The following is a 24,294-nucleotide window of genomic DNA, read 5'->3' as shown; positions in this document are numbered from 1 at the left end:
CTTTCCAGGAAACACTCATGGACACCAAATTGCTCGACATCCTCGCTTGCCCGATCTGCAAAGGCCCGCTCAAGCTCAGCGCCGACAAAACCGAGCTGATCAGCAAAGGCGCCGGTCTGGCTTATCCGATCCGTGATGGCATCCCGGTGATGCTGGAAAGCGAAGCCCGCACCCTGACCACCGATGAGCGCCTGGATAAATGACCACCGCCTTTACCGTTGTCATTCCTTCCCGCTACGCCTCGACCCGCCTGCCGGGCAAGCCGCTGCAACTGATCGGCAGCAAGCCGATGATCCAGTTGGTGTGGGAACAGGCCTGCAAAAGCAGCGCCGAGCGCGTGGTGGTTGCCACCGACGACCCGCGCATCATCGAGGCCTGCAAGGGCTTTGGCGCCGAGGCGGTGCTGACCCGCGAAGACCACAACTCCGGCACCGATCGCCTGGCCGAAGTGGCCACCCAGCTTGGCCTGGCGCCGGACGCCATCGTGGTCAACGTGCAGGGCGACGAACCCTTGATCCCACCGAGCGTGATCGACCAGGTGGCCGCCAACCTCGCCGCCCATGGCGAAGCGCGCATGGCGACCCTGGCCGAGCCAATCGAAGACATCGAAACCCTGTTCAACCCGAACGTGGTGAAAGTGGTCAGTGACATCAATGGCCTGGCGCTGACGTTCAGTCGCTCGACCTTGCCTTGGGCGCGCGACGCTTTCGCCAAGCAGCCTGACGTGTTGCCGGAAGGCGTGCCTTACCGTCGCCATATCGGCATTTACGCCTACCGCGCCGGTTTCCTGCATGACTTCGTCAGTTGGGGTCCGTGCTGGCTGGAAAACACCGAGTCCCTGGAGCAACTGCGCGCCCTGTGGCACGGCGTACGCATCCACGTGGGCGATGCGCTGGAAGCGCCGCCCGCCGGTGTCGACACCCCGGAAGACCTTGAGCGCGTCCGTCGCCTGCTGGGGGCCTGATGGAGGTTCTGTTTGTCTGCCTGGGCAACATCTGCCGTTCGCCCACCGCAGAAGGCGTGCTGCGCCATAAATTGCGCGAAGCGGGGCTGGCGGGGCAAGTCGAGGTCGCGTCCGCCGGCACGGGCGAATGGCATGTCGGTAACCCGCCGGACCAACGCAGCCAGCGCGCGGCGTTGGTGCGCGGCTACGATCTGTCGGCCCAGCGTGCCCAGCAGGTTTCTCGCGCCGACTTTGCACGCTATGACCTGATCCTGGCCATGGATCACAGCAACCTGCGCAACCTCAAGGCCATGCAACCGGGCCAGGGCAAGGCGGAGCTGGACCTGTTCCTGCGCCGTTACGACGCCGAAGTGGACGAAGTGCCAGACCCGTATTACGAAGGTGAACAAGGCTTCGAACGGGTCCTGGACCTGATCGAACGCGCTTGTGATTTATTGGTGATTGAATTGAAGGGGCGGTTATGACCTTGCAGGTGCTTGCGCAGGTATCGCTCAAGCCATTCAACAGCTTTGGCATTGACGTGCGCGCCCAGCTGTTCGCCGAGGCCCACAATGACGATCATGTTCGTGAAGCCTTGGCCTATTCAGCCGCTCATGCGGTGCCGCTGCTGGTGATCGGTGGCGGTAGCAACTTGCTGTTGACCCAGGACATTCCGGCGCTGGTGCTGCGCATGGCCAGCCAGGGTATCCGTGTGTTGCACGACGACGGTACGCAGGTGGTGGTCGAGGCCGAAGCCGGCGAGGCCTGGCACCCGTTCGTGCTGTGGACCCTGGAACAAGGTTTCTGCGGCCTGGAAAACCTCAGCCTCATCCCCGGCACCGTTGGCGCAGCGCCCATGCAGAACATCGGCGCCTACGGTGTCGAGATCAAGGATGTATTCGCCGGCCTGACCGCCCTGGATCGCCACACCGGTAAACTGCGCGACTTCAGCCTGGAAGAGTGCAACTTTGCCTACCGCGACAGCCTGTTCAAGCACGAAACCGGACGCTGGCTGATCCTGCGGGTGCGCTTTGCCCTGAGCCGTGCCAGCCATCTCAAACTCGACTACGGCCCGGTGCAGCAGCGCCTGGCGGGGCAGGGGATCACCCAGGCGACACCGAGTGATGTCAGCCGCGCGATCTGCAGCATCCGCCGGGAAAAACTGCCCGACCCGGCAGAGCTGGGCAATGCGGGCAGCTTCTTCAAGAACCCGCTGGTGTCCCAAGCGCTGGCGGCTGAGCTGCAGGCGCTGTATCCGGACCTGGTGGCGTACCCACAGGCCGATGGGCAGATGAAGCTAGCGGCCGGCTGGCTGATCGACAAGGCCGGCTGGAAGGGCTTTCGTGACGGCGATGCTGGCGTGCATAAATTGCAGGCGCTGGTGCTGGTCAACTACGGCGACGCCACGGGGCACGATATTGCGAACTTGGCCCAGCGTATCCAGCGCGACATTGCAGAGCGCTTCAAGGTCGATCTGGAAATGGAGCCCAACCAGTATTAAGTCCCTTGAAACAAAAATGCCCCGCATCTTTCGATGCGGGGCATTTTTTATTGCGCTGACAATCAGTCGTCGCGGCTCATGATGCCGAAGATCTGCAACAGGCTGATGAACAGGTTGTAGATCGACACATACAGGCTGACGGTCGCCATGATGTAGTTACGCTCACCACCGTGGATGATCGCACTGGTCTGGAACAGGATGCACACCGAAGAGAACAGCACGAAACCTGCGCTGATCGCCAGTTGCAGGCCGCTGATCTGGAAAAACATGCTCGCCACCACGGCCGCCAGCAATACGAAGAAACCCGCGGTGATGAAACCACCCAGGAAGCTCATGTCCTTGCGGGTGATCAGCACGTAGGCCGACAGGCCGCCAAACACCAGTGCGGTCATGGCAAACGCCGAGCTGACCACTTCCGCGCCGCCGGCCATGCCGAGGTAACGGTTGAGGATCGGGCCGAGGATAAAGCCCATGAAACCGGTCAAGGCAAATGCCGATACCAGACCCCAGGCCGAATCACGCAGCTTGTTGGTCAGGAAGAACAGACCATAGAAGCCGATCAGCACGACAAAGATATTCGGGTAGCCGACGCGCATCTGCTGGGCCACGAACGCCATCACGCCGCTGAATGCGAGGGTAAGGGCGAGCAAGCCATAGGTGTTGCGCAACACGCGGCTGACTTCAAGCTGCTCAGCCTGCGCGTTACCATTCACTGCGTAATTCTGTTCGCGCATGGCGACACTCCTTCGGTTTTGAAACGTTCAGTCGCAAAGATCATAACAGACGCTCTGTAACAAGCTATGGCAAGAGTTTGACAGTGTGTTTCATTCGGGTATTATGGCGCCCGCTGAGACGGGATGGGCTACTATAATCCTGTGATGCACAAGGGAAATTGGCAGAGTGGTTGAATGCACCGGTCTTGAAAACCGGCGAACGTTAATAGCGTTCCCAGGGTTCGAATCCCTGGTTTCCCGCCAAGATTCAAACGAAAGCCCCGCGAATGCGGGGCTTTCGTGTTTCTGGGGTTTGGGTAGTTAACGGAGGTTTTTGATAGGCGTTCCGAAACTTTGCCTATTTTGATGGTTTGGCAGTGGCGCCAATCCTCCTGTAAACCCACATCGTGATCTCTTGTTTGCTAAGTCCAGCAGTAAGCTGGCGCCGCCAATATCGATGAATTCTGATGTCGCCATCGGCCAGTACGACCGCTGGGCGGCCAAGCGATTGGGCGTGTACGATGTGCCGCCCTCAAGGAATGGTCAGACGTGATGCTTTGAAGGCCACGTAATACCAGGTCTGTAGCTTGTTGCATCAAAACGAAGCACTGATAGGTCGCCGGTGACCCTGGCGGAGTCCGAGGGACGCGGGGCATGAAACCCGCGGGAAAGCGTTAGCAGGTGGGTCGCCAGCTTACTGAAATTCAATGATTTGCAATTGAAGTGGCCGCGTTGAAACTCTGAACTTTATAAGGTGAATTTTGGTAGTGGCTTTTGGCTATTCATGATCGCTCGGAATGTGTTTCCATGTGTTTTTTATAAGCATGAGGTGAACACATGGCAATTGGTGAACAGCTGATGATGGCGGCGGCGGAGGCTGTCAGTGTTTTTACCAAACTTTACGACGGAGCATCGGTGTCTTGTGGACCTTTGTATATTCGAGACGGCCATTCTGCTGTGCTCGACTGTACTGCCACAAAAAACCGAATCATCGTTATGACGATGGAAAGCAAGCCAGGCGAATTCGCTATTGCGGTGGCAAACAAGGAAGCTGATGAAGATGTTAAGCATGATGTGCTTCCCGAGAGCCAATTGACTACCTCGACATTGCTGACATACATGGAAGCCCACTTCGCCAAGTAGTTCCAACTCACAGATCGAATCGGAGGGGGAATGTCCGTAAATCCCCTTTCAATTCCTCTCGGGATCTTCTTCAAATGCTGCCGCTTTACCTCTCCAAATGCGCCTTCGCCGCTCGCATTCGCGGGACGTCGGGCTACACACCTGGCTCAAAGACAACAACCGCCGGGTGTTTCCACCGGATGGCAAGACGGTCGAGTTGCTTGCAACCGAAGCGCTGATTCTCGAAACCGCTGACCCCATTAGGCCGCCGTCGCCGCTCGACACCAACAGGAGCGGATCCAGTGCGATTCAATTGGCCGTTTTCTGGCCGCCGTGAGAGTCAGAAAACGACCCAAAGCTGCCCTTCGTGAAGGACAGCTAATGGCCGGTTGAGTCCTCAATCCGAAGCGGACATCGGCGGGACATTCCGATTAGCTGAATTGACGCTCATACAGGGTGACGTGCTGAGGAAACAGCTCGCCATAGAGCGGATGTGGAATGCCGAAAATGTTCACTTCGATGCACGGTGGCGCGAGCTCTTCGGAGTAATCCAAGATGGCCAGACCCGCACATGGAATGACCAGACCCGCTTCGGTCTGAACAGAAAGATCCAGAACGGTCTGGTCGTGATGGTTCGTGGAGCACTGGTTCTGGATAGCTGCGTACCCATCGGCAGGTTCGAATTGGCCGAAAGCAACGCCCATCGGGGGATCTCCGTAATCGAGCGCCGAGTAGCCCACCAAAACCAATCCGCTATAAATTGAGAATCGCATCTTGAGACTGCCTGTTTGTGTCATGCATTAGACCCAAGCGCGGTATATCACTTGGCTGGTCCTTAAGCGAGGGTGAAGCAGTTGGGCGACCGCTTTTGGCCGATTTCTGACGGTCAAGGCTAACCAGTGTGCTGGTCAAGTCAATGCAAGCGACCGGTCAAGTCCATGAAATTACGCATATGCGCAAGTGCTTAGGGACGTCAGCTGAAAAAAGGTCAAATGCGATGCAGCTAGCTAATAGAGGGTTGGATCAATGCAATGACGTATGGGCACCCCCTAGATTTTTCGCGGGAAAATGGAGGTGAAGTATGGACATCAGAGATCAGAGTCAACAGCAGACCATGACTGCTCTGTGGCTATGTCCATAGTTCACAATCTTTCCTTTACGACGGATGCGCAGTTTCTTGGCCGTCTTTCCCTGAACGACCTGCAGGGACTCATGGATTGCATCCGCCTCACGCATCGACCGTACATCGGCGCGGCGCTATCCGGTGAGGTACGCGAGGTCCATCGCGTCACGTAGTTCTGAGGCGGCAATGCTATACACCGCGCTCGAGATTTCCTCGGTCGCATAAAAATTTTGTGTTGCCTCTTTGTTCTTGCGCACGGCGGCGGCTGAGTTGTTCTGGGTTAATCCCCACTCCCGTGCGATCTTGTAGATGTGCAATAGCAAGGAGATCTCGCGGTTCGCTCGCACCTTCGCTGTTCGGCCGTCTCGGTACTGGGCGATGATCTTCGGCGTCACCGCTCCGATGGCTTTGTGCATCTGCTTTAGGCAGAGCAGGTTATAACTCTGTGTCTTCGGCGCTTTGCCGGGGATGATTTCTCTCTCGTATCGGTCGAACAGCTGGCCCAGAACAACATTCTTCTTTGGCACAGGCTTGCAGTCGAAAGGCAGGCAATAGCCTTGATGAAAGGGATCTTCATTTTGGTTGCTCGAATTGGTTTGTTGTAGTGAGTATGGTCATGAGCTAGGTGTCATTTTGATATCATTTGTGCGAACCTTCGCGTCAGCTTTCAGGCTCGAAAACAGCTGATAAATATCTCTCGAAAGGAATTCGGCATGACCACAGAAAAAGACGAAGACAGCTCCTCCTTGATGAAGATGGTGGAAGCCATCGCCATCAGCCCGCAGGACGCCCGCGAACTGGTTACGCAATATGAAAACCAGGCACGCAGCTCGGCGCCGTCCGCCACGGACGAAAAGATTCAAGACGCAGTTGTCGACAAAATTATCAGCCGTTATTCAAAGCTAGCAGCGACCTCTGGCGCAGCCACGGCTCTTCCGGGTGTCATTCCCGGTATCGGCACTGTGGTGAGCGCTGTTGGGGGAGGGCTAGCGGATATCTCGGTGTGCATGAAGCTGCAGATCGATATGACCATGTGCCTGGCGGTGGCAATAAACGGCAAGATGTCCAACGAAGATGCCAAGCACATGTCGTACATCATCGCGTTATACGGCTCGCTGGAGCAGATGGGGTCTTCAAGCGCAACCAAAATCGCCAGCAAGGCCGGCGTGCGTATGGTGTATCAATATTTGAAGGGGCCGACGCTTCAGGTCATTAAGGAACTGTTCGCGAAAATCGGCATCTCGTTCACTCAAAAAGCCGCAGCAAAAGTGATTCCGTTCGGAATCGGGGTCATCGTCGGCGGCACGGCGAATTACGCTCTCACCACCTACGTGGGGAAAACTGCTCGCGACACTTTCCGCTTGAGTCTGAAGGAAGAGGCAATTGCGGAGTAACTACCTGCGTTAACTGGGCGGTGCAGGAGGCCCGTCGAGTTAATACATCTTCTCGATTGACACCTTTTGGCCGATTCTGTTGAAAAGGTCGGCCATGGTTTTCTCCTTAGAAAAGTACTCGCTTGATAGTCAAACTTTTGCGTTGAGCAGAGTACGCTGGGACCAGATTTCGCGTAGCGGCTCGCAAAAAAATGGAATTTCTGCGGTCAGTCTAGAAGAATCGACGTTTGCAACAGAATCGTCAGATAGACGCCCGCACGATTAATCAGAGGGGGTTGAGAACGGTTAGCAATATCTTGATGAGTTCCTCGTTCCGGTCGAGTGTGTCCAGAACTCCTCGCACCTTTTCGGTGATTCCCGTAACGCCTCACTGCTCAACTCAGCTCGTCAGTTCCATAATGACCGCTTCAAGGGCGAGTTAGTTTTCGGTGATTTTGGACCGCAGGAAAGGGAGTAGTTCTTAGTTCGGCATAGCTGTTCCTCTGTGGAGCAGAAAGGGTAGCAGCAGGTTTGCAATGGGGGCAACGCTCGGTCTGCAGGGCGGCGGGGAAGGGTTGACAGTTCCAAAACTAAAAATCCACCCCTTGTGGAGTGAGGCTTTAAGGCCTAGTTGCTACTGGTGAATTAGGGAACTCCGTGAGCCCTCAAGGCCACAGCCCGCTGGAGTTTGCAAATCGGTCTCGAAAACCGGTGGACGTTAATAGCGTCTCCAGGGTTCGAATCCATGGGTTCCCGCCAAACATGAACGAGAAATCCCGCGAGCCAGAGGCTTTGCGGGATTTTTTATGCCTGCAATTTCGTTATCGCCGGGTGCGGTATCCCCATAGTGCATTGCCGATGTATGTCGATGAAAGAATTGACCCGACATCCATGGCAGGAACGCACAGATGAATTGCAACGAACCGATAAAAAACGACAATGCGCGGGGCATCGATGTGTCGCGCTGGCAGGGCGATATTGACTGGAGCCGCGTTGCGAAGGCGGGCATCACCCATGCAATCGCCAAAATGACGGAGGGTGGAGACTACACCGATCCAAAATTTGTCACGAACTTTCAAGGTATGCAGGCAAACGGTTTGAAAGCCGGGGTCTATCATTATTTCCGTGCCTTGAGCAGTACTCCGTGCGAGCAGTTGAACAACATCAAGGGGCGTTTGGCCGAGGTGGCGTTCAAAGCCGGGCGGGATAGGCTGGTGATTGATGTCGAGACCAATCGCAACGAAGGTGCCAGCCCGGAACAGATGGCCGATGCCCTGTTTCAGTTGGTGACGCTGGTCAGGGTTTCGCTGCTGGAGGGGGCATACCCGCATATTTACGCCTCTCCCAGCATCTGGAGTAACCGCGTGGCCTGGCGCAAGTACGACTTCAGTGAGTGCCCGCTGTGGATTGCTCATTGGGAGGTGGCTCAGCCCACGGTACCTGAAACCTGGAGCGCCAAGGGCAAAAGCTGGGAGTGGTGGCAGCACAGCAGCAAGGGCCAGGTTGACGGTATTCAGGGGGCGGTAGACTTGGATTGGGTCAAGTCTTAATGGCCAACATCACAACGGCCCCATTCCGGGCCGTTGTTATTGAGGACCTTCAGCATAGGTGCTCCGAAATTTTGCCTATTTGAAGGGCTTGGCGGATGCATGTCTTGCATGGCCCCTATCATCTGCTCTGCGATCGAGCTTTTTCTCGTCATCTCTTTGTTTTTTTACTACTATTACCCGTCTGTGCGCTCAAGGAAGAGAGGCTGAGCGCCTTGAGTCTGGTAGAAATTTACACTCGAACATTGAGTGAGCTATTGCTTTTACCCAGAACCTAACGACTCAGCCAACCATAATTACTTCTTGGTGAAACCGATGGATAAAATGTGTGGCATCGTTGTAGTGGTAGGACTTGCCCTCGCGGGATGCGCTACGAAAACTCCAGAAAAAACTGAAGTGACTCCGCCCCCCGCCGTCGTCCATGAAGTACCACCTGAAGTCGCACCTGCGTCGTCTGCCAATTACACCGTGCGATATGAGGCTGCCCCTGTTGCTGACGCTCCAGCCCATACCTCTCCAGAGGCCGCTCAGCCAGAGTCGGAAACAACTCGCGCCGAGCAATGCCGTAAAGAGCTGGATGTTCTGAAGGTTTACAACAAGCCGTCCTACGTTAAATACGAGGCGGAATACCAAGCCATTGCTGCCAAGACCGCTAAATACATGGAAATCAAAGACTCATTGGGTCCTGATTTGAACTATATGGTCATGCCCGCCTATCAATTTCAAATCCGTGAATTCTGCTTCCGGGTGAAGACCCGTCTGTCTGAGCTTGTGCTGCGCCAAGCCAAGTAATGCAGGCAGACCCACCGCGAGTGCTTCTTGGTCCAAGAAGCTCTGGTGAGTCGCGTAAGGCATTGAAAATGCCCTGACCTGTCGGGGCATTTGCTTGGTGTCGGTCAGTTGCAGCGCAACCTTTTCACCCGATACATCTCCCCATCCGCATGACTCAACAGCGTATCCGCATCCTCTCCATCCCCCGGATAAAACGCCACGCCGACGCTGCAGGACGGCATCTTCACCCCGCCAAACTCAGCGCCCAACGGCTCAGCCATGACCGCCAGGATCTGCGCCACTTTCCCGGCTACTGCGTCCTGCGACTGGATGTCCGTGATCAGCACCGTGAATTCATCCCCGCCCATCCGCGCCACCAGGTCGCTTTCGCGTACGCAGCGCTCCAGTCGTCGGGCAATCACGCACAGTACGCGATCGCCCATGGCATGGCCGTGGACATCATTGATGGCCTTGAAGTCATTGATGTCCAGAAACAGCAACGCAAGCGTGTGGTTGTGACGCCGCGCAGCGTGCAGGGCCTGGTCCAGCCGATCATTGAACAGCGAGCGATTGGTAAGGGCCGTCAGTGGATCATGATGAGCAAGGAAGCGTAGTTCTTCCTCGGCCTGGGTGAGCGCCGTGACGTCCCGTGCGACACCGATCCGCGCACCGACGTCCTTGGACCAGAAGGCCGCCCACAGGATGTGCACGACGCTGCCGTCCTTGCGCAGGTAACGATTGCGGAAGTCGACATGGGGTTGGCCATTCATGACCCGAACAATGGAGGCACGCGTGCGCGCCAGGTCTTCAGGGTGCATGTAGTCGGTGATCAGGGTGCCGGTGAGCTCTTGGGCGCGGTAACCGAGCAGTGCCTCGCAGGCATCACTTACGAAGACAATCTGGTTATCGCTGTCGACGACGAAGACCGTATCCAGCATCAAGTGGATCAGTTTGGGATAAAGGGCTTGCAGGTCAACGGGCATGGGGCATAGGGCGTCCGGTTCAGATGGCCGATCATAGCCCGATCATCACGTAAGGCGGCTAGGGGGATTGCAAATTTTTAATGCCGCTCATGCCAATTGTGCCCCGAGTGTTCAAAACCGCCGGCCAACCGTATGATCGGAGCCAGCGTCTTATCGAGGCGCCGAGACTCACCCCCTATATAAGGACATGAGCATGCAAAAGCACTTCGGCAATTCAGGCCTGTTCAAGGCTGCTTCGTATCTCTGCGACGAAACCCTCGGCTGCGGCATTGCCCGCTGGGCGTTGAAAAACAGTGCGTTGAATACGAAGGAGTTTTTGATATGTCCAAAGAATTACTCGGAGTTTCTGCTCTAGGCTTGATGATCGTTGGTGAGTTGTGTGCAATCTACAGCGAGGTCGTTACCGCCAGGCTGGCCCAGGCTGGCGACGGCTCATGGCAAGCCTTCATCATGCCGGTAGTGGTGATGTGTTTCGCGGGGCTTTGTCTGTTGGGGGCGTATTGGCTGGGTTATCGGGCGGTGGGTGATATCTGGGTGGTCACGGTGGTTTCCGTGACTTCGTTATTGCTGCTGGAGCCGGTCGTGATCTGGGGGCTGTTCCAGGAGTTCCCCGGACGAGGCGCATTGATCGGGTTTTGCCTGGGCGCCTTGGGCATGCTGGCCACTGTCTTGTTGTAGCTGCACGGTCTGGCCCGGCAATCACTTGTCGGGCCAGAGGCGGGGTTGTCGTTGGCAATACCTTCCACCGCCGCAACGGCGGCTGGGTTTTAACGCCGTGAAACGCAGCTCAGCAAAAAAGCTGGGCCACCGAAAGCAGGCAAATCACTTGAACAACCATTTGTGCACGAATTGGATGTTTCATTGCCGTCACCCTCATGTACAGCTGCTGGTGAGTATGCCGTGGGCGATGTAGACAAACGCGCCAGGCCGTTCAAAGGTTGAGATTCCACCCTGGATCGCCAACAACACACGCAACTGTTGCAATCAGTATAGAGCCTGGAAAAAATTCTTCACGTTTGGGCGGATTCATCGGCCCAGCGGTCTCTGGTTACAACTATCTGCCTGCGGCCACCGCACTTTTCTGGATTTCTCCGCTCTATCCTTGTCCCAGCCCCGCCGATCCCCCGCGTGGGCAGATGAGCCAGATCGGGTGCCGATGGATCGCACGTTTCCTTGTTTCAACCGTCGACGGATTCGCCAGCCTTTGCTGCTGGCAGCCTTGCTGATGCTCTGTGCCGCCGGTTGCAGCCAGCAACAGGGCCGGGATATCGCCAAGCAGTTCAGCAATGGCAAGCCCGATGAGTTCTTCCAGACCAGTGTCGATCGCATGGCGACGCTGGGCATGCGCGACAACCTGCAGAGCTTGTATCTGCTGATGAACAAGCTCTATCTGCGTAATCCCAGCCAGTGGCGGCAGTCGGGGTACCCGGACGCGGTGACCGCAGCGCGGGAGATTCGCCAGGCCATCGAGCAACGTCGATCCCTGCCGGCACTGGGCGATCGTCGTGACCTGGCGGCGCTGAGTTATTCCTTGGGGCCGGACTTCAAGGGCGACCGGGTCGGCGCTTTCATCTATGCCATTGGCAGCATGATCGTGACCGCGCACGGTGGACGCACCGAGTTCTATATCACCGATTCGATCAACCCGCAGTTCGTCAGCAATGCCGCGCGTAATATCGAAAAGGCCACCTGGCTGCTGAGCAAGCGCCAGGATGCGAATGGCGTGCTGCTGCTGTTTTCCAACGAGATTTCGGAGGAGGGCAGCAACCTCAGTTTCGCGGTGGAGTTCGGCAAGATCGTCGCGCGCCTAGACCTGCTGACCCAGATGCTCGATGAACGCTACCGCCGTATCGGTTTGAACTATGCGCAGAGTTTGTTGCTGATGAACTTCCTGCCGGTGCAATAAACAGCGCAGCGTCAGCATAAAGGTGCGGTGTTTCCCTTTCCCACGTAGGAATTGGCCTATCTTGCAGCCCAATGCTTGAAACACCCCTCAGTCATCAATAGCCTCGGATTTTTCTGAAATGTGAGGCCTTTACCATGGGTAAGCGAAAAACGGTTTGGCCTACTGAAAGAGAAATTCGTTTGCGCTTTATCCTGTTTGCCGTGATCGATGTGGCGAGTGTTCAAGGCGTTTCGTCCGATTTGCTACTGCCCGCGCACAAGTTACTGCGTGATTCCCCGACTGAGGCGCAATTGCTGGAGGTACTGGGAGAAATCCTCAGCACTGATGAGATGTATGGATTCCGGTTTGTTCCGGGATCAGAGGCGGAAGAACTGATGCAGGCGCTGAAAATTTTCGATAGTTGAGGATTTTGCGAGGGCGCGACAGCGTCTACGAACCAGCTACAGTTGTACGTACTGTGCTGCAGTTTGGCTTTCACAGTATTTCGATCAATGAACGGAGACGTTTCCAATGAAGAAATTACTGATAGGCACACTTGCAGTATTGTTTTCAACCTTGGCCCATGCGCAGTTTTCTACAGCGGTTCGCCAGGACCAGTCCGGATTGGATGTATTCGCGACCAATACCGACGATAAGCCCCATACTTGTCATATCAGCTTCAGATTTACTACAGAAAACAGCCCTGGAGGTCAAAGTGTTAGCACCCAGGCAACCGCGCACCCAGGAATCCAAAATCAAGTGATTCACTCTACGCGAGGTGGGTGGTCACAGTTCAGCGCGAGTAATGTCAGCGTGCAGTGTAACTAAACGCTGGATTTAGATGACGTTGTCGGGAGGCTAGGTTTTAGCTTCCCAGGTCATGAGGTGTCGATTTTTTACTTCTTCCCAATCCGTTAGAACGTTTATTTCCTTAAGATTGGTCGCTATTCCTTTATCGAATATCCATAGCGTCAAATGAAGAAATACAGCAGTCATTGACGTTGCAATAGTGTCGAAATCGTCGCCTTTACAACCGTTGCAGCTGTTTCCTTAAACTAAGCTTCCCTTCAAACACCCATTCCTGCTGCTCTGCCGCCGTCTTGCGTCGCCGTTCTCCGGCTTTAGAATCGGCGCCAGAACTTGCTCATTTCCTGTCGATTACGGAGTTTCGAAGATGATGAATGCCATGCAGATGCCAATGAACACCGCCATGCCAATGATGCCGATGATGGGCATGCCGATGATGATGGCCACCATGAAATGCGAAATGGCCGCGGATGCCATGATGTGCACCATGAAGCCGGCCGCCGGCATGGACATGGCTCAGTTCAAGACCAACGCCGAAATGATGGCGATGATGATGAACTGCGGCATGCCGATGATGATGCAGTGCGCCAACATGTCGATGATGTGCATGTCGGCCGATGCCATGGCCATGATGACTGGCATGAACATGATGCCGATGATGGGCATGCCAATGCCGATGATGAAGTGCGTGATGGAATGCACCCTGATGGGTGACAGCATGATGTGCAAAATGATGCCAATGCCGGGCATGAGCATGGACATGATGAAAAACTGCTGCATGCTGATGAGCAAAATGATGAACGACTGCGCCATGCCGATGATGATGAGCTGCAACGGCATGCCGATGATGTGCTGCACCTGCTGATAGGTCCGGCGCACTAAAAAACGCCCCGATGATTCGGGGCGTTTTGCATTTCAGTCCAGGCGCTCGGGGTAAGTGATCACCAGGAAGGCCACCGCCTCGCTGTCTGCCGGGTTGCGGTAGCGGTGGGGCTGATCGGCGTAGAACAGGATCGAGTCGCCGGTAGAAAGGAGGTAGCGCTCATCGTTGACACTGACCTCCAGTACCCCTTGGGCCACCACCAGGTTTTCCTGGATACCGGGCCCGTGGCCTTCGGAAATTTCCTCGCCCAGCGCCCGCAGGCGGATCTCGTAGAACTCTGACTGGCGCGCCGTATCGTAGGGGAACAACGCTCGGCTGATAAACGCACCATCGGCACTGACCAGGCGCTTGCTCTGTTGCGCCGGCAGCACCTCCACCCCCTCAAATGCTCGGTCCTCCAGAAACGCCGCCACCGACACCTTCAGACCCTTGGCAATTTTGCACAGCACCTTGATCGACGGCACGCTACGCCCGGATTCGATCTGCGCCAGCATCGCCCTGCTCACGCCACAGGCGCGCGCCAATCCATCCAGGGACAAATGGCGTTTACTGCGCAGGCGTTGCAGGTTGTGGGCGACGCACTGGCTGATCACATCATCGTCAGTGCTGGGCTTGGGCAGCGGTTCAGGTGGTTCGGGAATCACGTGCAGGAAGTTCATCGGCCTTACGCCCGGCGGGTATCGCTGGACGAGGCGGCTTGAGCGGCAAACACCGCCAGGCCGGCACGCGCTGCGTACATCGCCCACATCAACTCGGCCGCTGCACGCGCTTGGCGGCGTTTACGGTGGAGAGTGAAGTCGATGACGGTGGCGGATACTTGCATGGGGGCGATCTCGGGGTGCGTGGGTGACTCAGTGACTCCACAGTAATGCGTGGCGGTTATTTCTTTAAATACTGAGTTTGCATGTGGTAATTCGATTTCGGACTTAGCAAATAATCCCGATCCGACACTGTTGTCGGAAGGGTCTGGTCCGTTAATAAGGAGTGACCTGGCGGGCGTCCCAGCCTTCCCACCACGTGCCCCCCGAATTCCAAGGACCTGCCCGATGCTGTTGCGCCACCCTCCGTTGCTGTTTGCCGCCCTGACGTTAAGCTCACTGGTGCATGCCGAAGACCTGCAATTAGCCCCGGTCGAAGTCACCAGCAGCGAAGCCAGTGCGGGGGAAGTGGCCGAGGCACAGCTCAAGAGCGTGCCCGGCGGCACCAATTACATCGACATGGACAGCGTGCAGCAGGGGCGGGTGAGCACCAACGAAGACGTATTCAAGTACCAGGCCGGGGTATACGCCAAGGCGGCGAACAACGAAGGGGTGAAACTCTCGATTCGTGGTTCGGGCCTGAACCGCAGCCCCGGTTCCCATGCCTCCGGCCTGTACGAAATGTTCGACGGCCTGCCGCTGACCGGCCCCGGCGGCACACCTTATGAGCTGAAAGACCCGTTGTGGCAAAGCCGCGTCGAGGTGCTGCGTGGCGCCAACGGCTTTGACCAGGGCGCCTTGGCCCTCGGCGGCGCCGTCAACTACGTGACGCGTACCGGCTACGACGCGCCCAAGCTGCAACTGCGCTATGAAGCCGGCAGCAAAGGTTATGCCCAGCGCGAAATCAGCTCGGGCCAGGTGCTCGGGGATGCCGACTACTACATTGGCCTCACCGACTCCGAGTCCGACGGCTACCAACGGCAGAGCGCCGCCACCGGCAAGGGCGTGGCGGCGAACTTCGGCTACCGGTTCAACCCGGACCTGGAAACCCGCTTCTACTTCCGCTACCGCGAAACCACCAACGACACCCCTGGCAAACTCACGCGCAGCCAGATCAGCCACGACCCACGCGCGGCCAACAGCCTCAACGCCGCCCGCGATTCCAAGCGCCTGCAACCGGGGTCGACCTGGATCGCCAACAAAACCACCTTGCAACTGGATGACAGCTCCCGGGTCGAAGTTGGCCTGGCGTACCACGACTACCCGATGGACCTGCGCGAAGGCACCAACCGGCTGAAAGTCGCCTACACCGACATCAGCAGCACCCTCAATTACATCCGCCAGGACACGCTGTTCGGCCACGACAGCAAAACCACCGTCGGCCTGCGCACCACCCAGGCGATGCCCAACAACGGTGCCTCGGAATACGTGCGCACGCCGGCCGGCAACACCGCTGGCTACGCGCCAGGCACCAAGACCCGTGACTACAGCTACCTGGGCTCCGATACTGTGCTGCATATCGGCAACGACCTCGAACTGGTTCCGGACCTGTGGCTGACCACCGGCCTGGCGGCGATCTACACCCGTCGCGAAACCCAAGTTACCTATCCTGAGGGGCAGGCGCCGCTCAGCCAGCACGACTGGGACTACGCCCCTCGCATTGGGCTGCGGTATGACTTCACCCCGCAACTACAGGTGTACGGCAACCTGAGCCGTTCGGTCGAGCCGCCGCATGCGTGGTCGATGATCTGGGGTTCCAACAAATACTTCCCGGCAGGCAGTGGAGCGGCCACCGGCCTGCAGCGCGAAGGCGTGAGCCTGAAAAACCAGACCGCCACCACCCTGGAAATCGGTGGCCGTGGTGAAGCATGGCTCGGCCAGTGGGACCTGGCGCTGTACCGCTCCGAAGTGCGCCATGAATTGCTCACCGTGGAGACCCAGGCCCAGACGTCAACCAGCAACGCTATCGTCGCTGAAAACAATGCCAGTCCGACGATTCACCAGGGCGTGGAACTGAGCCTGTTGAGCCCGTTGTGGGAGGGCGGCCGCAACGGCCGGCTCACCCTGCGCCAGGCCTACACCTTCAGTGACTTCCATTACCGTGATGACGACCGTTTCGGCGACAACACCTTGCCGGGCATCCCCAAGCACTACTATCAGGCGCAAGTGCGCTACAGCCATCCGACCGGTTTCTACACCAGCCTCAACACCGAGCATTCATCAAAAGTGGCGGTGGACTACGCCAACTCCTACTACGCCGCGTCCTACACCCTTCTCGGCGCCACCTTCGGCTACGACGCCCCCCAGCAGGATTGGCAAGCCTGGGTCGACCTGCGCAACCTCACCAACCGTCGTTATGCCAATACCGTAACGCCGGGGTATGACGATAAAGGCCTGGACGTCGCGCGTTCCACGCCTGCGGATGGCCGTGGCATCTACACCGGCGTCTCTTGGAGCTGGCGCTGAGCCCTTGCCCAAACCCCGATTTACTGGCATTGTCTGCGCAATTGGTAACTCTTCCCATTTGAGATCTTTTTGCGCATGCATGACATTCCGGCCGCGCTGGGCGACTCCGTCCGGCAGCAGACCCTCACGGCGATGTACAGCGAGCACCACGGCTGGTTGCACGGCTGGCTGCGCAAGAAACTCGGGTGTTCCCAACATGCTGCCGACCTTGCCCATGACGCCTTCATTCGCGTATTGATGCTGGCCGAACCCCAACAGATCAAAGAGCCGCGCGCGTTCCTGGCCACCACGGCAGGGCGGTTGCTGATCGACAGCGCCCGTCGTCGTCGCATCGAAAAAGCCTACATGGAAGCCCTGGTGATCCAGTGCGAAGACGCCGGCATGCCCGACCCGGCGGCCATTCATGTGGCACTGCAAGCCCTGGAGCGCATCGCAGAAATGCTCGCCGGGTTGCCGGCCAAGGCGCGTGAAGCGTTTCTGTTGAGTCGCCTCGATGGGCTGACCTACAGCGAAATCGCCACGCGCCTGGACGTGTCCTCCAGCACCGTCAAAAACTATATCTCCAGCGCCTTGGTGCACTGTTATCACAGCCTGCACCCGGCAGACCCGCTGGCATGAGTTCCGAACAGATCATCCAGCAAGCGGCGCAGTGGCTGACCCGCCTGCACGATGAAAACGTCAACGAAGCCGACCGCCAGGCGTTCAACGCCTGGCGGTCGGCCGACCCGCGCCACGCCGTGGCCATCGAACGCATGGGCGCACTCTGGGGCAGCCTCGATACGCTGCCGGCCAAACCCGCACGCATGGCCCTGAACCGCGCATTCGCCCCGCGACGTCCACGCGGTGCGCAAGTGGTGGGCTTGCTCGGCGTAGTCCTGTGCGGCTGGCTGGGCCTGCAACACCTGCCGGTCTGGATGGCCGACCAACGCACCGGCGTTGGCGAGCGCCGCCAGATTGCCCTCGAAGACGGCAGCCAGTTGCAGCTCAACAGCAATTCGGCGGTGGACGTGAAGTTTGACGGCCATCAACGGGTCATCGAACTGCTGCAAGGCGAGCTCTGGGTGGACGTGGCCAAGGATGCGCAACGGCCCTTCGTGGTGTGTACCGACCAGGGCACGGCGACGGCTTTGGGCACGCGATATCTGGTCAAGCGTGCGGCAGACGGCACCACGGTGGTCACGGTGATCGAGTCCACCGTCGCGGTCCAAGGTGATGCCAGTGACGGTGTGAAGGTCACCGCCGGCCAGCGTTCGGTCCTCGACCACGGTCGCGCCCAGCCGCCGCAATCCATCGGCAACAGCGACCCGGACGCCTGGACCCGTGGCCTGCTCAAGGTCAACGACCAACCCCTGAGCGAGGTGCTGCAAACCCTCGCCAGCTACCGCCACGGCATGCTGCGCTTCGATCCCCAGGCCCTGCAAAACTTGCGGGTGTCCGGCGTGTTCAAGCTGGATGACACGGCGGCGGCGCTGTCGTCACTGGCGGACAACTTGCCGATCCAGGTGGAGTACTTCACCGACCTGTTGGTGGTGGTCAAGCCGCGTTAGCTTTCGTGCTGGCGCAGGCGCTTGTACAAGGTGTTGCGGCTCACCCCCAGCTCCCGCGCCAGGTGGGAGATGTTGCCGCCCGCCGCCTTCAAGCGCTGGTTCAGGTCGATGCTGTCATCCAGATATTCACTGGTGGGCAGCGGCGGCTCCACCTTCAAGTCCACAAAAAAATCATCCGGCAGGTGCTCTGCACGGATCGGCTGTTCTTCAGCCATGGCCAGTGCCACCTGCAACACGCTGCTCACCTGACGCAGGTTCCCCGGCCACGGATGCTGCTCGAACAGCGCCAGCACTTCGGCGCTCAGGCCCGCCCATTGAGTCGGCTCGCGGTGTTGCTGCCACAGTTGCTGGAACAGTGCCTGCTTATCGGTGCGTTCGCGCAACGGCGGCAGTTCCAGGGTCAGGCCGCCGATGCGGTAGTACAAGTCCTCACGGAAACGCCCGGCCTGCACCAAGTCCCGCAGTGCGCGGTTGGTGGCCGAGATGATGCGCAAATCCACCGGGAACAACTCGCTGCTGCCGACCGGTTGCACGCAACGTTCCTGTAGCACCCGCAGTAGACGCGCCTGGGTTGGCAGGGGCATATCGCCGATCTCATCTAGAAACAGCGTGCCCTTGTCGGCCTTGCGGATCAGGCCGATGCTGCCTTTCTGATTCGCGCCGGTAAAGGCGCCTTTTTCGTAGCCGAACAGTTCCGATTCCACAAGCTCAGCGGGAATCGCCGCACAGTTCACCGCGATAAATGCCTTCTGGCTGCGCGAACTGGCCTGGTGCAGGGCTTTGACGAACACTTCCTTGCCCACGCCGGTCTCGCCGTGGATCAGCAGCGGAATGTCCTTCTCCAGTAAACGTTCGGCCTGGCGCACGGCTTTTTCCACGCGCACATCGCCAAAATGCAAGGTCTTGAGGCCAATCGACGCCGGCTTCGGTGGCGTCGGCTCGGTGAACACACGCGCCTGCACCGGCATCTGCTTGGGGCGTCTGAGCAAGCACTGGAAACGGTTGCGTCCCGCGGCTTGCAGAGAGAAGGGCAGCCCTTCTGGCTGGTTCAACAGCTCCAGCAATGACACCTTGAACAAACTGTCGATCATCACCCGCGACAAGCTGATGCCCAGCAGGTTGTCGGCACGCCGGTTGGCCGACAGCACCTGGCCGCTCTCATCAAAAATCAATAGGCCGGCCCACTGGCTGTCGAGGTTGCTCAGGCCAGTGTTGAAGGTCAGTTGGAAGTGCTCTCCGCGAAACAGGTTGAGGATCAGCCGGTTTTCCACGGTCTGGCTCATCATCTTGACCATGCCCAGGGTGTGGGAGGGCGGCAGGTAGCTGTCGCTGGACACATCCAGCACCGCGATGATTTCGCGCTGGGCATCGAAGATCGGCGCCGCCGAGCCGGTCATGAAACGGTTGGCCTTGAGGAAGTGTTCATCGTGTTCGATATGCACGGCCTGGGCACACGCCAGCGCGGTGCCGATGGCATTGGTGCCGCTGGAGCGCTCCATCCAACTGGCGCCAGGGTTGAAACCGCGCGCCAGCTTGGGCTCGATAAATCGCTGGGTGCCCCAACTGGTCAGTACCTGGCCCTGGTTGTCGGCCAACATGATCAGGCAATTGGAATTGCTGAGGATGTTCTCGTAGTAGGGCAGCACTTCCTGATGGGTGGTCTGCACCAGCGAGTGCTGGCTTTCCAGCAATTGGCTGATGCCCTCGGCGGGGAGTTGGTCGAAGCTGGGCGTGCTCTGATGGTCCAGGCCGAAGGCGCGGCAACGGCGCCAGGATTCCTGGATAAGGGTGTCGTGAGCCAAGGGTTCGGCCATGGGCGACCTTCTGCTTTTTATTGTTTTTATGGGGCCCCGCAGGCGCGGGGGCCTAATTAGTGTTGTTCAGTACTGTTCATTGTCAACCCCCTGAGTGTTCAGTTGTTCAGCCAGAGTTGTTCATTTCTGTTCACTCCTGAACATAGAATTCTTGCCATTTCCTTGCGGATCAAGCACCTGCCGGTTCTGGCACGAAACTCGCTCTAGCTGATTGCCAGATTCATTCCAATAATAAAAAAGGTCGTGTCATGTCATTGACCCTGGAAAATGTCTCCCGCGTTGTCGAAGGCCAGACCTGGATCGACGACGCCACCCTGCGTTTCGAAGCGGGTTCCTTCAACGTCTTGCTCGGTCGCACCCTGTCCGGCAAAACCAGCCTGATGCGCCTGATGGCCGGCCTGGACAAGCCCAACAGCGGCCGCATCCTGATGAACGGCGTGGATGTCACGCAAAAACCGGTGCGCCTGCGCAACGTGTCGATGGTGTACCAGCAGTTCATCAACTACCCGACCATGACCGTGTTCGAAAACATCGCCTCGCCGTTGCGCCAGGCCGGTGTGTCCCACGAGGTGATCCAGAGCAAGGTGCTGGAAACCGCGAAAATGCTGCGCATCGAAAAATTCCTCCAGCGCCACCCGCTGGAACTCTCCGGCGGCCAGCAGCAACGCACGGCCATGGCCCGCGCGCTGGTCAAGGATGCCGAGTTGATCCTGTTCGATGAGCCGCTGGTGAACCTGGACTACAAACTGCGCGAAGAGCTGCGTCAGGAAATGCGCGAGCTGTTCGCCGCGCGCCACACCATTGCCATCTACGCCACCACCGAGCCCAATGAGGCCCTTGCCCTGGGCGGCACCACCACGATCCTGCACGAAGGCCGGGTGATCCAGAGCGGCAAGGCCGCCGAGGTGTATCACCAGCCGCAGACGGTGCTGGCCGCCGAGCTGTTTTCCGAGCCGCCGATCAACCTGATGCCGGGGCGCATCAGTGGCAATGAAGTTAGCTTCGCCAATTTCGTGCACTTCCCGCTGAACGTCGACCTGCGTCCCATTGGTGAAGGCGAGTTCCGTTTCGGCGTACGCCCCAGCCATATCAGCCTGGTGCCGAGCAACGATGACGACCTGGAGTTGGCGGTCACCGTGGAAGTCGCGGAGATCAGCGGTTCGGAAACCTTTCTGCACGTGCGCAGCGAGCATTTCCTGCTGGTGCTGCACCTGCCGGGGGTGCACGAATACGACGTCGACGCGCCGATCCGCGTGTACATCCCCACCCATAAACTGTTTGTGTTCGATGGTCAGGGCCGTTTGGTCCAAGCCCCCGGACGCCGTGTCGCGAGGGTTGCCTGATGGCCGAGATCCATTTGCAGAACCTGGCGCATAGCTACAGCCCTACGCCGAGCGGCCCTGAGGACTACGCCATCCGGGAAATGAACCACGTGTGGGAGCAGGGCGGGGCCTACGCCTTGCTCGGGCCGTCGGGCTGCGGCAAGTCGACCTTGCTCAATATCATCTCCGGCCTGCTCAGCCCGTCCGAAGGCCAGGTGTTGTTCGACACCAAAGTGGTCAACGACCTCACCCCGGAAAAACGCAACATCGCCCAGGTGTTCCAGTTCCCGGTGGTGTACGACACCATGACGGTATTCGACAACCTGGCGTTCCCGCTGCGCAACCAGGGCATGGCCGAGGCGAAGATTCACAGCAAGGTGCAGGAAATTGCCGAAGTCCTCGACCTGCAAAACCTGCTGAGCAAAAAGGCGCGCAACCTCACCGCCGACGAAAAACAGAAAGTCTCCATGGGCCGTGGCCTGGTGCGTGACGACGTGTCGGCAATCCTGTTCGATGAACCGCTGACGGTGATCGACCCGCACCTCAAGTGGAAGCTGCGGCGCAAGCTCAAGCAGATCCACGAGCAGTTCAACATCACCATGGTCTATGTCACCCACGACCAGTTGGAGGCCTCGACCTTCGCCGACAAGATTGCGGTGATGTACGGCGGGCAAATCGTGCAATTTGGCACGCCCCGTGACCTGTTCGAACGGCCGAGCCACACCTTTGTCGGCTATTTCATCGGCAGCCCTGGGATGAACCTGATTGAGGTGCAGGCCGAGGCGGGCGGGGTGCGCTTTGCCGGCACCCATCTGCCGTTGTCCGAAGCCTTGCAGCAACGCATTGCCAACACCGATTACAAGAAATTGCAGGTGGGCATCCGCCCGGAATTCATCCACGTGTGGGACGAGCACAACCCTGACGCGCTGCAGGCCGATTTCACACACCTGGAAGACCTCGGCACCTACAAGATCATTACCCTCAACCTGGATGGCGCCGTGCTCAAGGTGCGCCTGGCCGAAGACAAACCGGTGCCCGAAGACCAGGCCTCCATCAGCTTTCCCGCGCAGTGGCTGATGGTGTACGCCGACGATTACCTGCTGGAGGTGCAGCCATGAATAAGGTGCAGAACAACAAGGCCTGGTGGCTGGTGTTGCCGGTGTTCCTGCTGGTGGCGTTCAGTGCGGTGATCCCGATGATGACCGTGGTCAACTACTCGGTGCAGGACATCTTCGACCAATCCAGCCGCTACTTTGTCGGTGCCGATTGGTACAAGCAGGTGCTGCTCGACCCACGTTTGCATGACTCGCTGCTGCGCCAGTTCATCTACTCGGCCTGCGTGCTGCTGATCGAAATCCCGCTGGGCATCGCCATCGCCCTGACCATGCCGACCAAGGGGCGCTGGTCGTCGCTGGTGCTGATCATCCTCGCCATTCCGCTGCTGATCCCGTGGAACGTGGTGGGTACGATCTGGCAGATTTTCGGCCGCGCCGATATCGGTTTGCTGGGTTACAGCCTCAACGCCCTCGGCATCAGCTACAACTACGCCGCCAACACCATGGACGCCTGGGTGACGGTGTTGGTAATGGACGTATGGCACTGGACGTCGCTGGTGGCGCTGCTCTGCTACTCAGGCCTACGGGCGATTCCGGACGTGTACTACCAGGCCGCGCGGATTGATCGTGCATCGCCCTGGGCGGTTTTCCGACATATCCAGTTGCCGAAGATGAAAAGCGTGCTGTTGATCGCGGTGATGTTGCGCTTTATGGACAGTTTCATGATCTACACCGAGCCGTTCGTCCTCACCGGCGGCGGGCCGGGTAACGCCACCACGTTCCTGAGTCAGACGCTGACCCAGATGGCTGTAGGTCAATTCGACCTGGGCCCGGCGGCCGCCTTCTCGCTGGTGTACTTCCTGATCATCCTGTTGGTGTCCTGGCTGTTCTACACCGCCATGACCCACTCCGACGCCAACCGCTGAGGCCGCCAACATGAGCAAGCGCAAGGTTATTCCGCTGCTGATCTACATCCTGTTTCTGCTGGTGCCGATCTACTGGCTGCTGAACATGTCCTTCAAGAGCAACACCGAAATCCTTGGCGGACTGACGCTGTTTCCACAGGACTTCACGCTGGCTAACTACAAGGTGATCTTCACTGACCCGAGCTGGTACACCGGTTACCTCAACTCGCTGTACTACGTAAGCCTGAACACGGTGATCTCCCTGAGCGTGGCGCTGCCGGCGGCCTATGCGTTTTCGCGCTACCGCTTCCTGGGCGACAAGCACCTGTTCTTCTGGCTGCTGACCAACCGCATGGCGCCGCCGGCGGTGTTCTTGCTGCCGTTCTTCCAGCTGTATTCGTCGATTGGTCTGTTTGACACGCATATCGCGGTGGCGCTGGCGCACTGCCTGTTCAACGTGCCGTTGGCGGTGTGGATCCTGGAGGGCTTCATGTCTGGGGTGCCCAAGGAAATCGACGAAACCGCCTACATCGATGGCTACTCGTTTCCCAAGTTCTTCGTGAAGATCTTTATCCCGTTGATCGGCTCCGGCATCGGTGTGACCGCGTTTTTCTGCTTCATGTTTTCCTGGGTAGAACTGCTGCTGGCGCGCACGCTGACCTCGGTCAACGCCAAGCCCATCGCGGCAGTAATGACGCGCACGGTCTCGGCGTCGGGTATCGATTGGGGCGTGCTGGCGGCGGCGGGGGTGTTGACTATCCTTCCCGGCATGCTGGTGATCTGGTTTGTTCGCAACCACGTGGCCAAGGGCTTTGCCCTGGGCCGGGTCTGAGGAG

Annotated in this window: 27 protein-coding genes, 1 tRNA gene and 2 pseudogenes; 23 read left to right on the top strand and 7 right to left on the bottom strand. The window is 58.3% G+C overall.

What is annotated here, in order from left to right; translation table 11 throughout:
• Nucleotides 1-17 precede the first annotated feature (17 nt).
• From H096_RS03375 to murB, 4 genes are read left to right on the top strand one after another with little or no spacing between them, the layout of a single operon-like run.
• Nucleotides 18-203, top strand: a complete 186-nt coding sequence (locus H096_RS03375) for a Trm112 family protein (RefSeq protein ID WP_003174668.1) — start codon at nucleotides 18-20, stop codon at nucleotides 201-203.
• Nucleotides 200-964 (top strand): 3-deoxy-manno-octulosonate cytidylyltransferase, encoded by a 765-nt coding sequence (gene kdsB / locus H096_RS03370; protein ID WP_028616766.1) that lies wholly within the window; start codon nucleotides 200-202, stop codon nucleotides 962-964. The genes H096_RS03375 and kdsB overlap by 4 nt, the downstream gene beginning before the upstream one ends.
• Nucleotides 964-1,428: a low molecular weight protein-tyrosine-phosphatase gene (locus H096_RS03365; protein ID WP_033896794.1), complete on the top strand. Its 465-nt coding sequence runs from the start codon at nucleotides 964-966 to the stop codon at nucleotides 1,426-1,428. Before kdsB ends, H096_RS03365 begins: the two co-directional genes overlap by 1 nt.
• Nucleotides 1,425-2,444: a UDP-N-acetylmuramate dehydrogenase gene (murB, locus tag H096_RS03360; protein WP_033896793.1), complete on the top strand. Its 1,020-nt coding sequence runs from the start codon at nucleotides 1,425-1,427 to the stop codon at nucleotides 2,442-2,444. The genes H096_RS03365 and murB overlap by 4 nt, the downstream gene beginning before the upstream one ends.
• Nucleotides 2,445-2,506: 62 nt before the next feature.
• Here murB and H096_RS03355 read toward each other — a convergent pair whose 3' ends face one another.
• Nucleotides 2,507-3,178, bottom strand: a complete 672-nt coding sequence (locus H096_RS03355) for a Bax inhibitor-1/YccA family protein (RefSeq protein ID WP_025858161.1) — start codon at nucleotides 3,176-3,178, stop codon at nucleotides 2,507-2,509.
• 152 nt (nucleotides 3,179-3,330) lie between these two features.
• Between H096_RS03355 and H096_RS03350 the strand changes: the two genes are divergently transcribed.
• The 4 genes and pseudogenes from H096_RS03350 to H096_RS34460 all read left to right on the top strand — a co-directional run.
• Nucleotides 3,331-3,421 (top strand) — tRNA-Ser (locus tag H096_RS03350).
• Nucleotides 3,422-3,614: 193 nt separating this feature from the next.
• Entirely contained in the window at nucleotides 3,615-3,710 is a 96-nt protein-coding gene (locus tag H096_RS34710; RefSeq protein WP_156487830.1) for a phage holin family protein, read from the top strand.
• A gap of 284 nt (nucleotides 3,711-3,994) precedes the next feature.
• A complete protein-coding gene (locus H096_RS03345) occupies nucleotides 3,995-4,300 on the top strand; it encodes a hypothetical protein (RefSeq protein ID WP_033896792.1) in 306 nt (101 codons plus the stop codon).
• A 74-nt stretch (nucleotides 4,301-4,374) separates the two neighbouring features.
• A pseudogene (locus H096_RS34460) lies at nucleotides 4,375-4,588 on the top strand (terminase small subunit); the annotation flags it as partial.
• 122 nt (nucleotides 4,589-4,710) lie between these two features.
• Here the strand turns inward: H096_RS34460 and H096_RS03340 are convergent.
• Together H096_RS03340 and H096_RS03335 are read right to left on the bottom strand one after the other, a co-directional pair.
• Nucleotides 4,711-4,983, bottom strand: a complete 273-nt coding sequence (locus H096_RS03340) for a hypothetical protein (protein ID WP_033896791.1) — start codon at nucleotides 4,981-4,983, stop codon at nucleotides 4,711-4,713.
• 457 nt (nucleotides 4,984-5,440) lie between these two features.
• Nucleotides 5,441-5,950 (bottom strand): annotated as a pseudogene (locus tag H096_RS03335) (integrase); the annotation flags it as partial.
• A gap of 165 nt (nucleotides 5,951-6,115) precedes the next feature.
• On the opposite strand from H096_RS03335, the gene H096_RS03330 reads away from it, so the two are divergent.
• The 3 genes from H096_RS03330 to H096_RS34455 all read left to right on the top strand — a co-directional run bounded on the left by H096_RS03330 (nucleotide 6,116) and on the right by H096_RS34455 (nucleotide 9,114).
• Nucleotides 6,116-6,796: an EcsC family protein gene (locus tag H096_RS03330; RefSeq protein ID WP_033896790.1), complete on the top strand. Its 681-nt coding sequence runs from the start codon at nucleotides 6,116-6,118 to the stop codon at nucleotides 6,794-6,796.
• Nucleotides 6,797-7,683: 887 nt separating this feature from the next.
• Nucleotides 7,684-8,325 (top strand): glycoside hydrolase family 25 protein, encoded by a 642-nt coding sequence (locus H096_RS03325; protein WP_033896789.1) that lies wholly within the window; start codon nucleotides 7,684-7,686, stop codon nucleotides 8,323-8,325.
• A gap of 312 nt (nucleotides 8,326-8,637) precedes the next feature.
• Nucleotides 8,638-9,114, top strand: coding sequence for a hypothetical protein (locus tag H096_RS34455; RefSeq protein ID WP_237142505.1), 477 nt, complete (start codon nucleotides 8,638-8,640; stop codon nucleotides 9,112-9,114).
• Nucleotides 9,115-9,218: 104 nt separating this feature from the next.
• On the opposite strand, the gene H096_RS03315 is transcribed toward H096_RS34455, so the two are convergent.
• Nucleotides 9,219-10,076: a GGDEF domain-containing protein gene (locus tag H096_RS03315; RefSeq protein ID WP_033896788.1), complete on the bottom strand. Its 858-nt coding sequence runs from the start codon at nucleotides 10,074-10,076 to the stop codon at nucleotides 9,219-9,221.
• 193 nt (nucleotides 10,077-10,269) lie between these two features.
• Here H096_RS03315 and H096_RS34195 point away from each other — a divergent pair, with 193 nt between their 5' ends.
• The 5 genes from H096_RS34195 (at nucleotide 10,270) to H096_RS34450 (ending at nucleotide 13,633) form a co-directional block, all read left to right on the top strand.
• Complete coding sequence (locus H096_RS34195; protein WP_167351270.1) at nucleotides 10,270-10,431, top strand: hypothetical protein; 162 nt, start codon at nucleotides 10,270-10,272, stop codon at nucleotides 10,429-10,431.
• 5 nt (nucleotides 10,432-10,436) lie between these two features.
• The gene (locus H096_RS03310; RefSeq protein ID WP_033896870.1) at nucleotides 10,437-10,754 is read left to right on the top strand and encodes a hypothetical protein; all 318 of its coding nucleotides are present in this window, start codon (nucleotides 10,437-10,439) and stop codon (nucleotides 10,752-10,754) included.
• Between the two features lie 478 nt (nucleotides 10,755-11,232).
• Nucleotides 11,233-11,982, top strand: a complete 750-nt coding sequence (locus H096_RS03305; protein ID WP_033896787.1) for a hypothetical protein — start codon at nucleotides 11,233-11,235, stop codon at nucleotides 11,980-11,982.
• Nucleotides 11,983-12,116: 134 nt separating this feature from the next.
• The gene (locus tag H096_RS03300) at nucleotides 12,117-12,386 is read left to right on the top strand and encodes a hypothetical protein (protein WP_033896786.1); all 270 of its coding nucleotides are present in this window, start codon (nucleotides 12,117-12,119) and stop codon (nucleotides 12,384-12,386) included.
• 749 nt (nucleotides 12,387-13,135) lie between these two features.
• Nucleotides 13,136-13,633, top strand: a complete 498-nt coding sequence (locus tag H096_RS34450; protein WP_082461382.1) for a hypothetical protein — start codon at nucleotides 13,136-13,138, stop codon at nucleotides 13,631-13,633.
• 50 nt (nucleotides 13,634-13,683) lie between these two features.
• On the opposite strand, the gene H096_RS03290 is transcribed toward H096_RS34450, so the two are convergent.
• On the bottom strand, nucleotides 13,684-14,310 hold the full coding sequence (locus tag H096_RS03290; protein ID WP_033896785.1) for an XRE family transcriptional regulator: 627 nt from the start codon (nucleotides 14,308-14,310) through the stop codon (nucleotides 13,684-13,686).
• A gap of 5 nt (nucleotides 14,311-14,315) precedes the next feature.
• The gene (locus H096_RS34185; protein ID WP_167351269.1) at nucleotides 14,316-14,474 is read right to left on the bottom strand and encodes a hypothetical protein; all 159 of its coding nucleotides are present in this window, start codon (nucleotides 14,472-14,474) and stop codon (nucleotides 14,316-14,318) included.
• Between the two features lie 223 nt (nucleotides 14,475-14,697).
• Here H096_RS34185 and H096_RS03285 point away from each other — a divergent pair, with 223 nt between their 5' ends.
• The 3 genes from H096_RS03285 to H096_RS03275 all read left to right on the top strand — a co-directional run bounded on the left by H096_RS03285 (nucleotide 14,698) and on the right by H096_RS03275 (nucleotide 18,362).
• Nucleotides 14,698-16,815, top strand: a complete 2,118-nt coding sequence (locus tag H096_RS03285; RefSeq protein ID WP_033896784.1) for a TonB-dependent receptor — start codon at nucleotides 14,698-14,700, stop codon at nucleotides 16,813-16,815.
• Between the two features lie 75 nt (nucleotides 16,816-16,890).
• Complete coding sequence (locus tag H096_RS03280; RefSeq protein WP_033896782.1) at nucleotides 16,891-17,433, top strand: sigma-70 family RNA polymerase sigma factor; 543 nt, start codon at nucleotides 16,891-16,893, stop codon at nucleotides 17,431-17,433.
• The gene (locus H096_RS03275; protein WP_033896781.1) at nucleotides 17,430-18,362 is read left to right on the top strand and encodes a FecR family protein; all 933 of its coding nucleotides are present in this window, start codon (nucleotides 17,430-17,432) and stop codon (nucleotides 18,360-18,362) included. Before H096_RS03280 ends, H096_RS03275 begins: the two co-directional genes overlap by 4 nt.
• Here H096_RS03275 and H096_RS03270 read toward each other — a convergent pair.
• Nucleotides 18,359-20,176 carry a sigma-54-dependent Fis family transcriptional regulator gene (locus tag H096_RS03270; RefSeq protein ID WP_033896780.1) on the bottom strand — a complete coding sequence of 606 codons (1,818 nt, stop codon included), beginning with the start codon at nucleotides 20,174-20,176 and terminating at the stop codon, nucleotides 18,359-18,361. The genes H096_RS03275 and H096_RS03270 overlap by 4 nt on opposite strands.
• Nucleotides 20,177-20,424: 248 nt before the next feature.
• On the opposite strand from H096_RS03270, the gene H096_RS03265 reads away from it, so the two are divergent.
• The 4 genes from H096_RS03265 to H096_RS03250 are packed head-to-tail and all read left to right on the top strand — an operon-like array spanning nucleotide 20,425 to nucleotide 24,290.
• Nucleotides 20,425-21,519 (top strand): ABC transporter ATP-binding protein, encoded by a 1,095-nt coding sequence (locus tag H096_RS03265; RefSeq protein ID WP_033896779.1) that lies wholly within the window; start codon nucleotides 20,425-20,427, stop codon nucleotides 21,517-21,519.
• The gene (locus H096_RS03260; protein ID WP_033896778.1) at nucleotides 21,519-22,616 is read left to right on the top strand and encodes an ABC transporter ATP-binding protein; all 1,098 of its coding nucleotides are present in this window, start codon (nucleotides 21,519-21,521) and stop codon (nucleotides 22,614-22,616) included. The genes H096_RS03265 and H096_RS03260 overlap by 1 nt, the downstream gene beginning before the upstream one ends.
• Nucleotides 22,613-23,479, top strand: a complete 867-nt coding sequence (locus H096_RS03255) for a sugar ABC transporter permease (protein ID WP_010209674.1) — start codon at nucleotides 22,613-22,615, stop codon at nucleotides 23,477-23,479. The genes H096_RS03260 and H096_RS03255 overlap by 4 nt, the downstream gene beginning before the upstream one ends.
• A gap of 10 nt (nucleotides 23,480-23,489) precedes the next feature.
• A complete protein-coding gene (locus H096_RS03250; protein WP_003174634.1) occupies nucleotides 23,490-24,290 on the top strand; it encodes a carbohydrate ABC transporter permease in 801 nt (266 codons plus the stop codon).
• Nucleotides 24,291-24,294: the final 4 nt, after the last annotated feature.

Origin of the sequence: Pseudomonas sp. FH1, assembly GCF_000510895.2 — a bacterium.
In the GTDB taxonomy this organism is placed as follows: Bacteria; Pseudomonadota; Gammaproteobacteria; order Pseudomonadales; family Pseudomonadaceae; genus Aquipseudomonas; species Aquipseudomonas azotoformans_A.
This window is presented reverse-complemented; position numbering and strand designations above follow the sequence as displayed.

What these genes read in the sequence shown, in the direction of transcription:
- H096_RS03325 (WP_033896789.1), top strand. Translation starts at nt 7,684, where the DNA reads ATGAATTGCAACGAACCGATAAAAAACGACAATGCGCGGGGCATCGAT.
- H096_RS03280 (WP_033896782.1), top strand. Translation starts at nt 16,891, where the DNA reads ATGCATGACATTCCGGCCGCGCTGGGCGACTCCGTCCGGCAGCAGACC.
- H096_RS03275 (WP_033896781.1), top strand. Translation starts at nt 17,430, where the DNA reads ATGAGTTCCGAACAGATCATCCAGCAAGCGGCGCAGTGGCTGACCCGC.
- H096_RS03340 (WP_033896791.1), bottom strand. Translation starts at nt 4,983, where the DNA reads ATGGGCGTTGCTTTCGGCCAATTCGAACCTGCCGATGGGTACGCAGCT.
- H096_RS03255 (WP_010209674.1), top strand. Translation starts at nt 22,613, where the DNA reads ATGAATAAGGTGCAGAACAACAAGGCCTGGTGGCTGGTGTTGCCGGTG.
- H096_RS34195 (WP_167351270.1), top strand. Translation starts at nt 10,270, where the DNA reads ATGCAAAAGCACTTCGGCAATTCAGGCCTGTTCAAGGCTGCTTCGTAT.
- H096_RS03290 (WP_033896785.1), bottom strand. Translation starts at nt 14,310, where the DNA reads ATGAACTTCCTGCACGTGATTCCCGAACCACCTGAACCGCTGCCCAAG.
- H096_RS03310 (WP_033896870.1), top strand. Translation starts at nt 10,437, where the DNA reads ATGATCGTTGGTGAGTTGTGTGCAATCTACAGCGAGGTCGTTACCGCC.
- H096_RS03250 (WP_003174634.1), top strand. Translation starts at nt 23,490, where the DNA reads ATGAGCAAGCGCAAGGTTATTCCGCTGCTGATCTACATCCTGTTTCTG.
- H096_RS03330 (WP_033896790.1), top strand. Translation starts at nt 6,116, where the DNA reads ATGACCACAGAAAAAGACGAAGACAGCTCCTCCTTGATGAAGATGGTG.
- kdsB (WP_028616766.1), top strand. Translation starts at nt 200, where the DNA reads ATGACCACCGCCTTTACCGTTGTCATTCCTTCCCGCTACGCCTCGACC.
- H096_RS03285 (WP_033896784.1), top strand. Translation starts at nt 14,698, where the DNA reads ATGCTGTTGCGCCACCCTCCGTTGCTGTTTGCCGCCCTGACGTTAAGC.
- H096_RS03300 (WP_033896786.1), top strand. Translation starts at nt 12,117, where the DNA reads ATGGGTAAGCGAAAAACGGTTTGGCCTACTGAAAGAGAAATTCGTTTG.
- H096_RS03260 (WP_033896778.1), top strand. Translation starts at nt 21,519, where the DNA reads ATGGCCGAGATCCATTTGCAGAACCTGGCGCATAGCTACAGCCCTACG.
- H096_RS03305 (WP_033896787.1), top strand. Translation starts at nt 11,233, where the DNA reads ATGGATCGCACGTTTCCTTGTTTCAACCGTCGACGGATTCGCCAGCCT.
- H096_RS03315 (WP_033896788.1), bottom strand. Translation starts at nt 10,076, where the DNA reads ATGCCCGTTGACCTGCAAGCCCTTTATCCCAAACTGATCCACTTGATG.
- murB (WP_033896793.1), top strand. Translation starts at nt 1,425, where the DNA reads ATGACCTTGCAGGTGCTTGCGCAGGTATCGCTCAAGCCATTCAACAGC.
- H096_RS03365 (WP_033896794.1), top strand. Translation starts at nt 964, where the DNA reads ATGGAGGTTCTGTTTGTCTGCCTGGGCAACATCTGCCGTTCGCCCACC.
- H096_RS03265 (WP_033896779.1), top strand. Translation starts at nt 20,425, where the DNA reads ATGTCATTGACCCTGGAAAATGTCTCCCGCGTTGTCGAAGGCCAGACC.
- H096_RS03270 (WP_033896780.1), bottom strand. Translation starts at nt 20,176, where the DNA reads ATGGCCGAACCCTTGGCTCACGACACCCTTATCCAGGAATCCTGGCGC.
- H096_RS34185 (WP_167351269.1), bottom strand. Translation starts at nt 14,474, where the DNA reads ATGCAAGTATCCGCCACCGTCATCGACTTCACTCTCCACCGTAAACGC.
- H096_RS03375 (WP_003174668.1), top strand. Translation starts at nt 18, where the DNA reads ATGGACACCAAATTGCTCGACATCCTCGCTTGCCCGATCTGCAAAGGC.
- H096_RS03355 (WP_025858161.1), bottom strand. Translation starts at nt 3,178, where the DNA reads ATGCGCGAACAGAATTACGCAGTGAATGGTAACGCGCAGGCTGAGCAG.
- H096_RS03345 (WP_033896792.1), top strand. Translation starts at nt 3,995, where the DNA reads ATGGCAATTGGTGAACAGCTGATGATGGCGGCGGCGGAGGCTGTCAGT.
- H096_RS34710 (WP_156487830.1), top strand. Translation starts at nt 3,615, where the DNA reads ATGAATTCTGATGTCGCCATCGGCCAGTACGACCGCTGGGCGGCCAAG.
- H096_RS34455 (WP_237142505.1), top strand. Translation starts at nt 8,638, where the DNA reads ATGGATAAAATGTGTGGCATCGTTGTAGTGGTAGGACTTGCCCTCGCG.
- H096_RS34450 (WP_082461382.1), top strand. Translation starts at nt 13,136, where the DNA reads ATGATGAATGCCATGCAGATGCCAATGAACACCGCCATGCCAATGATG.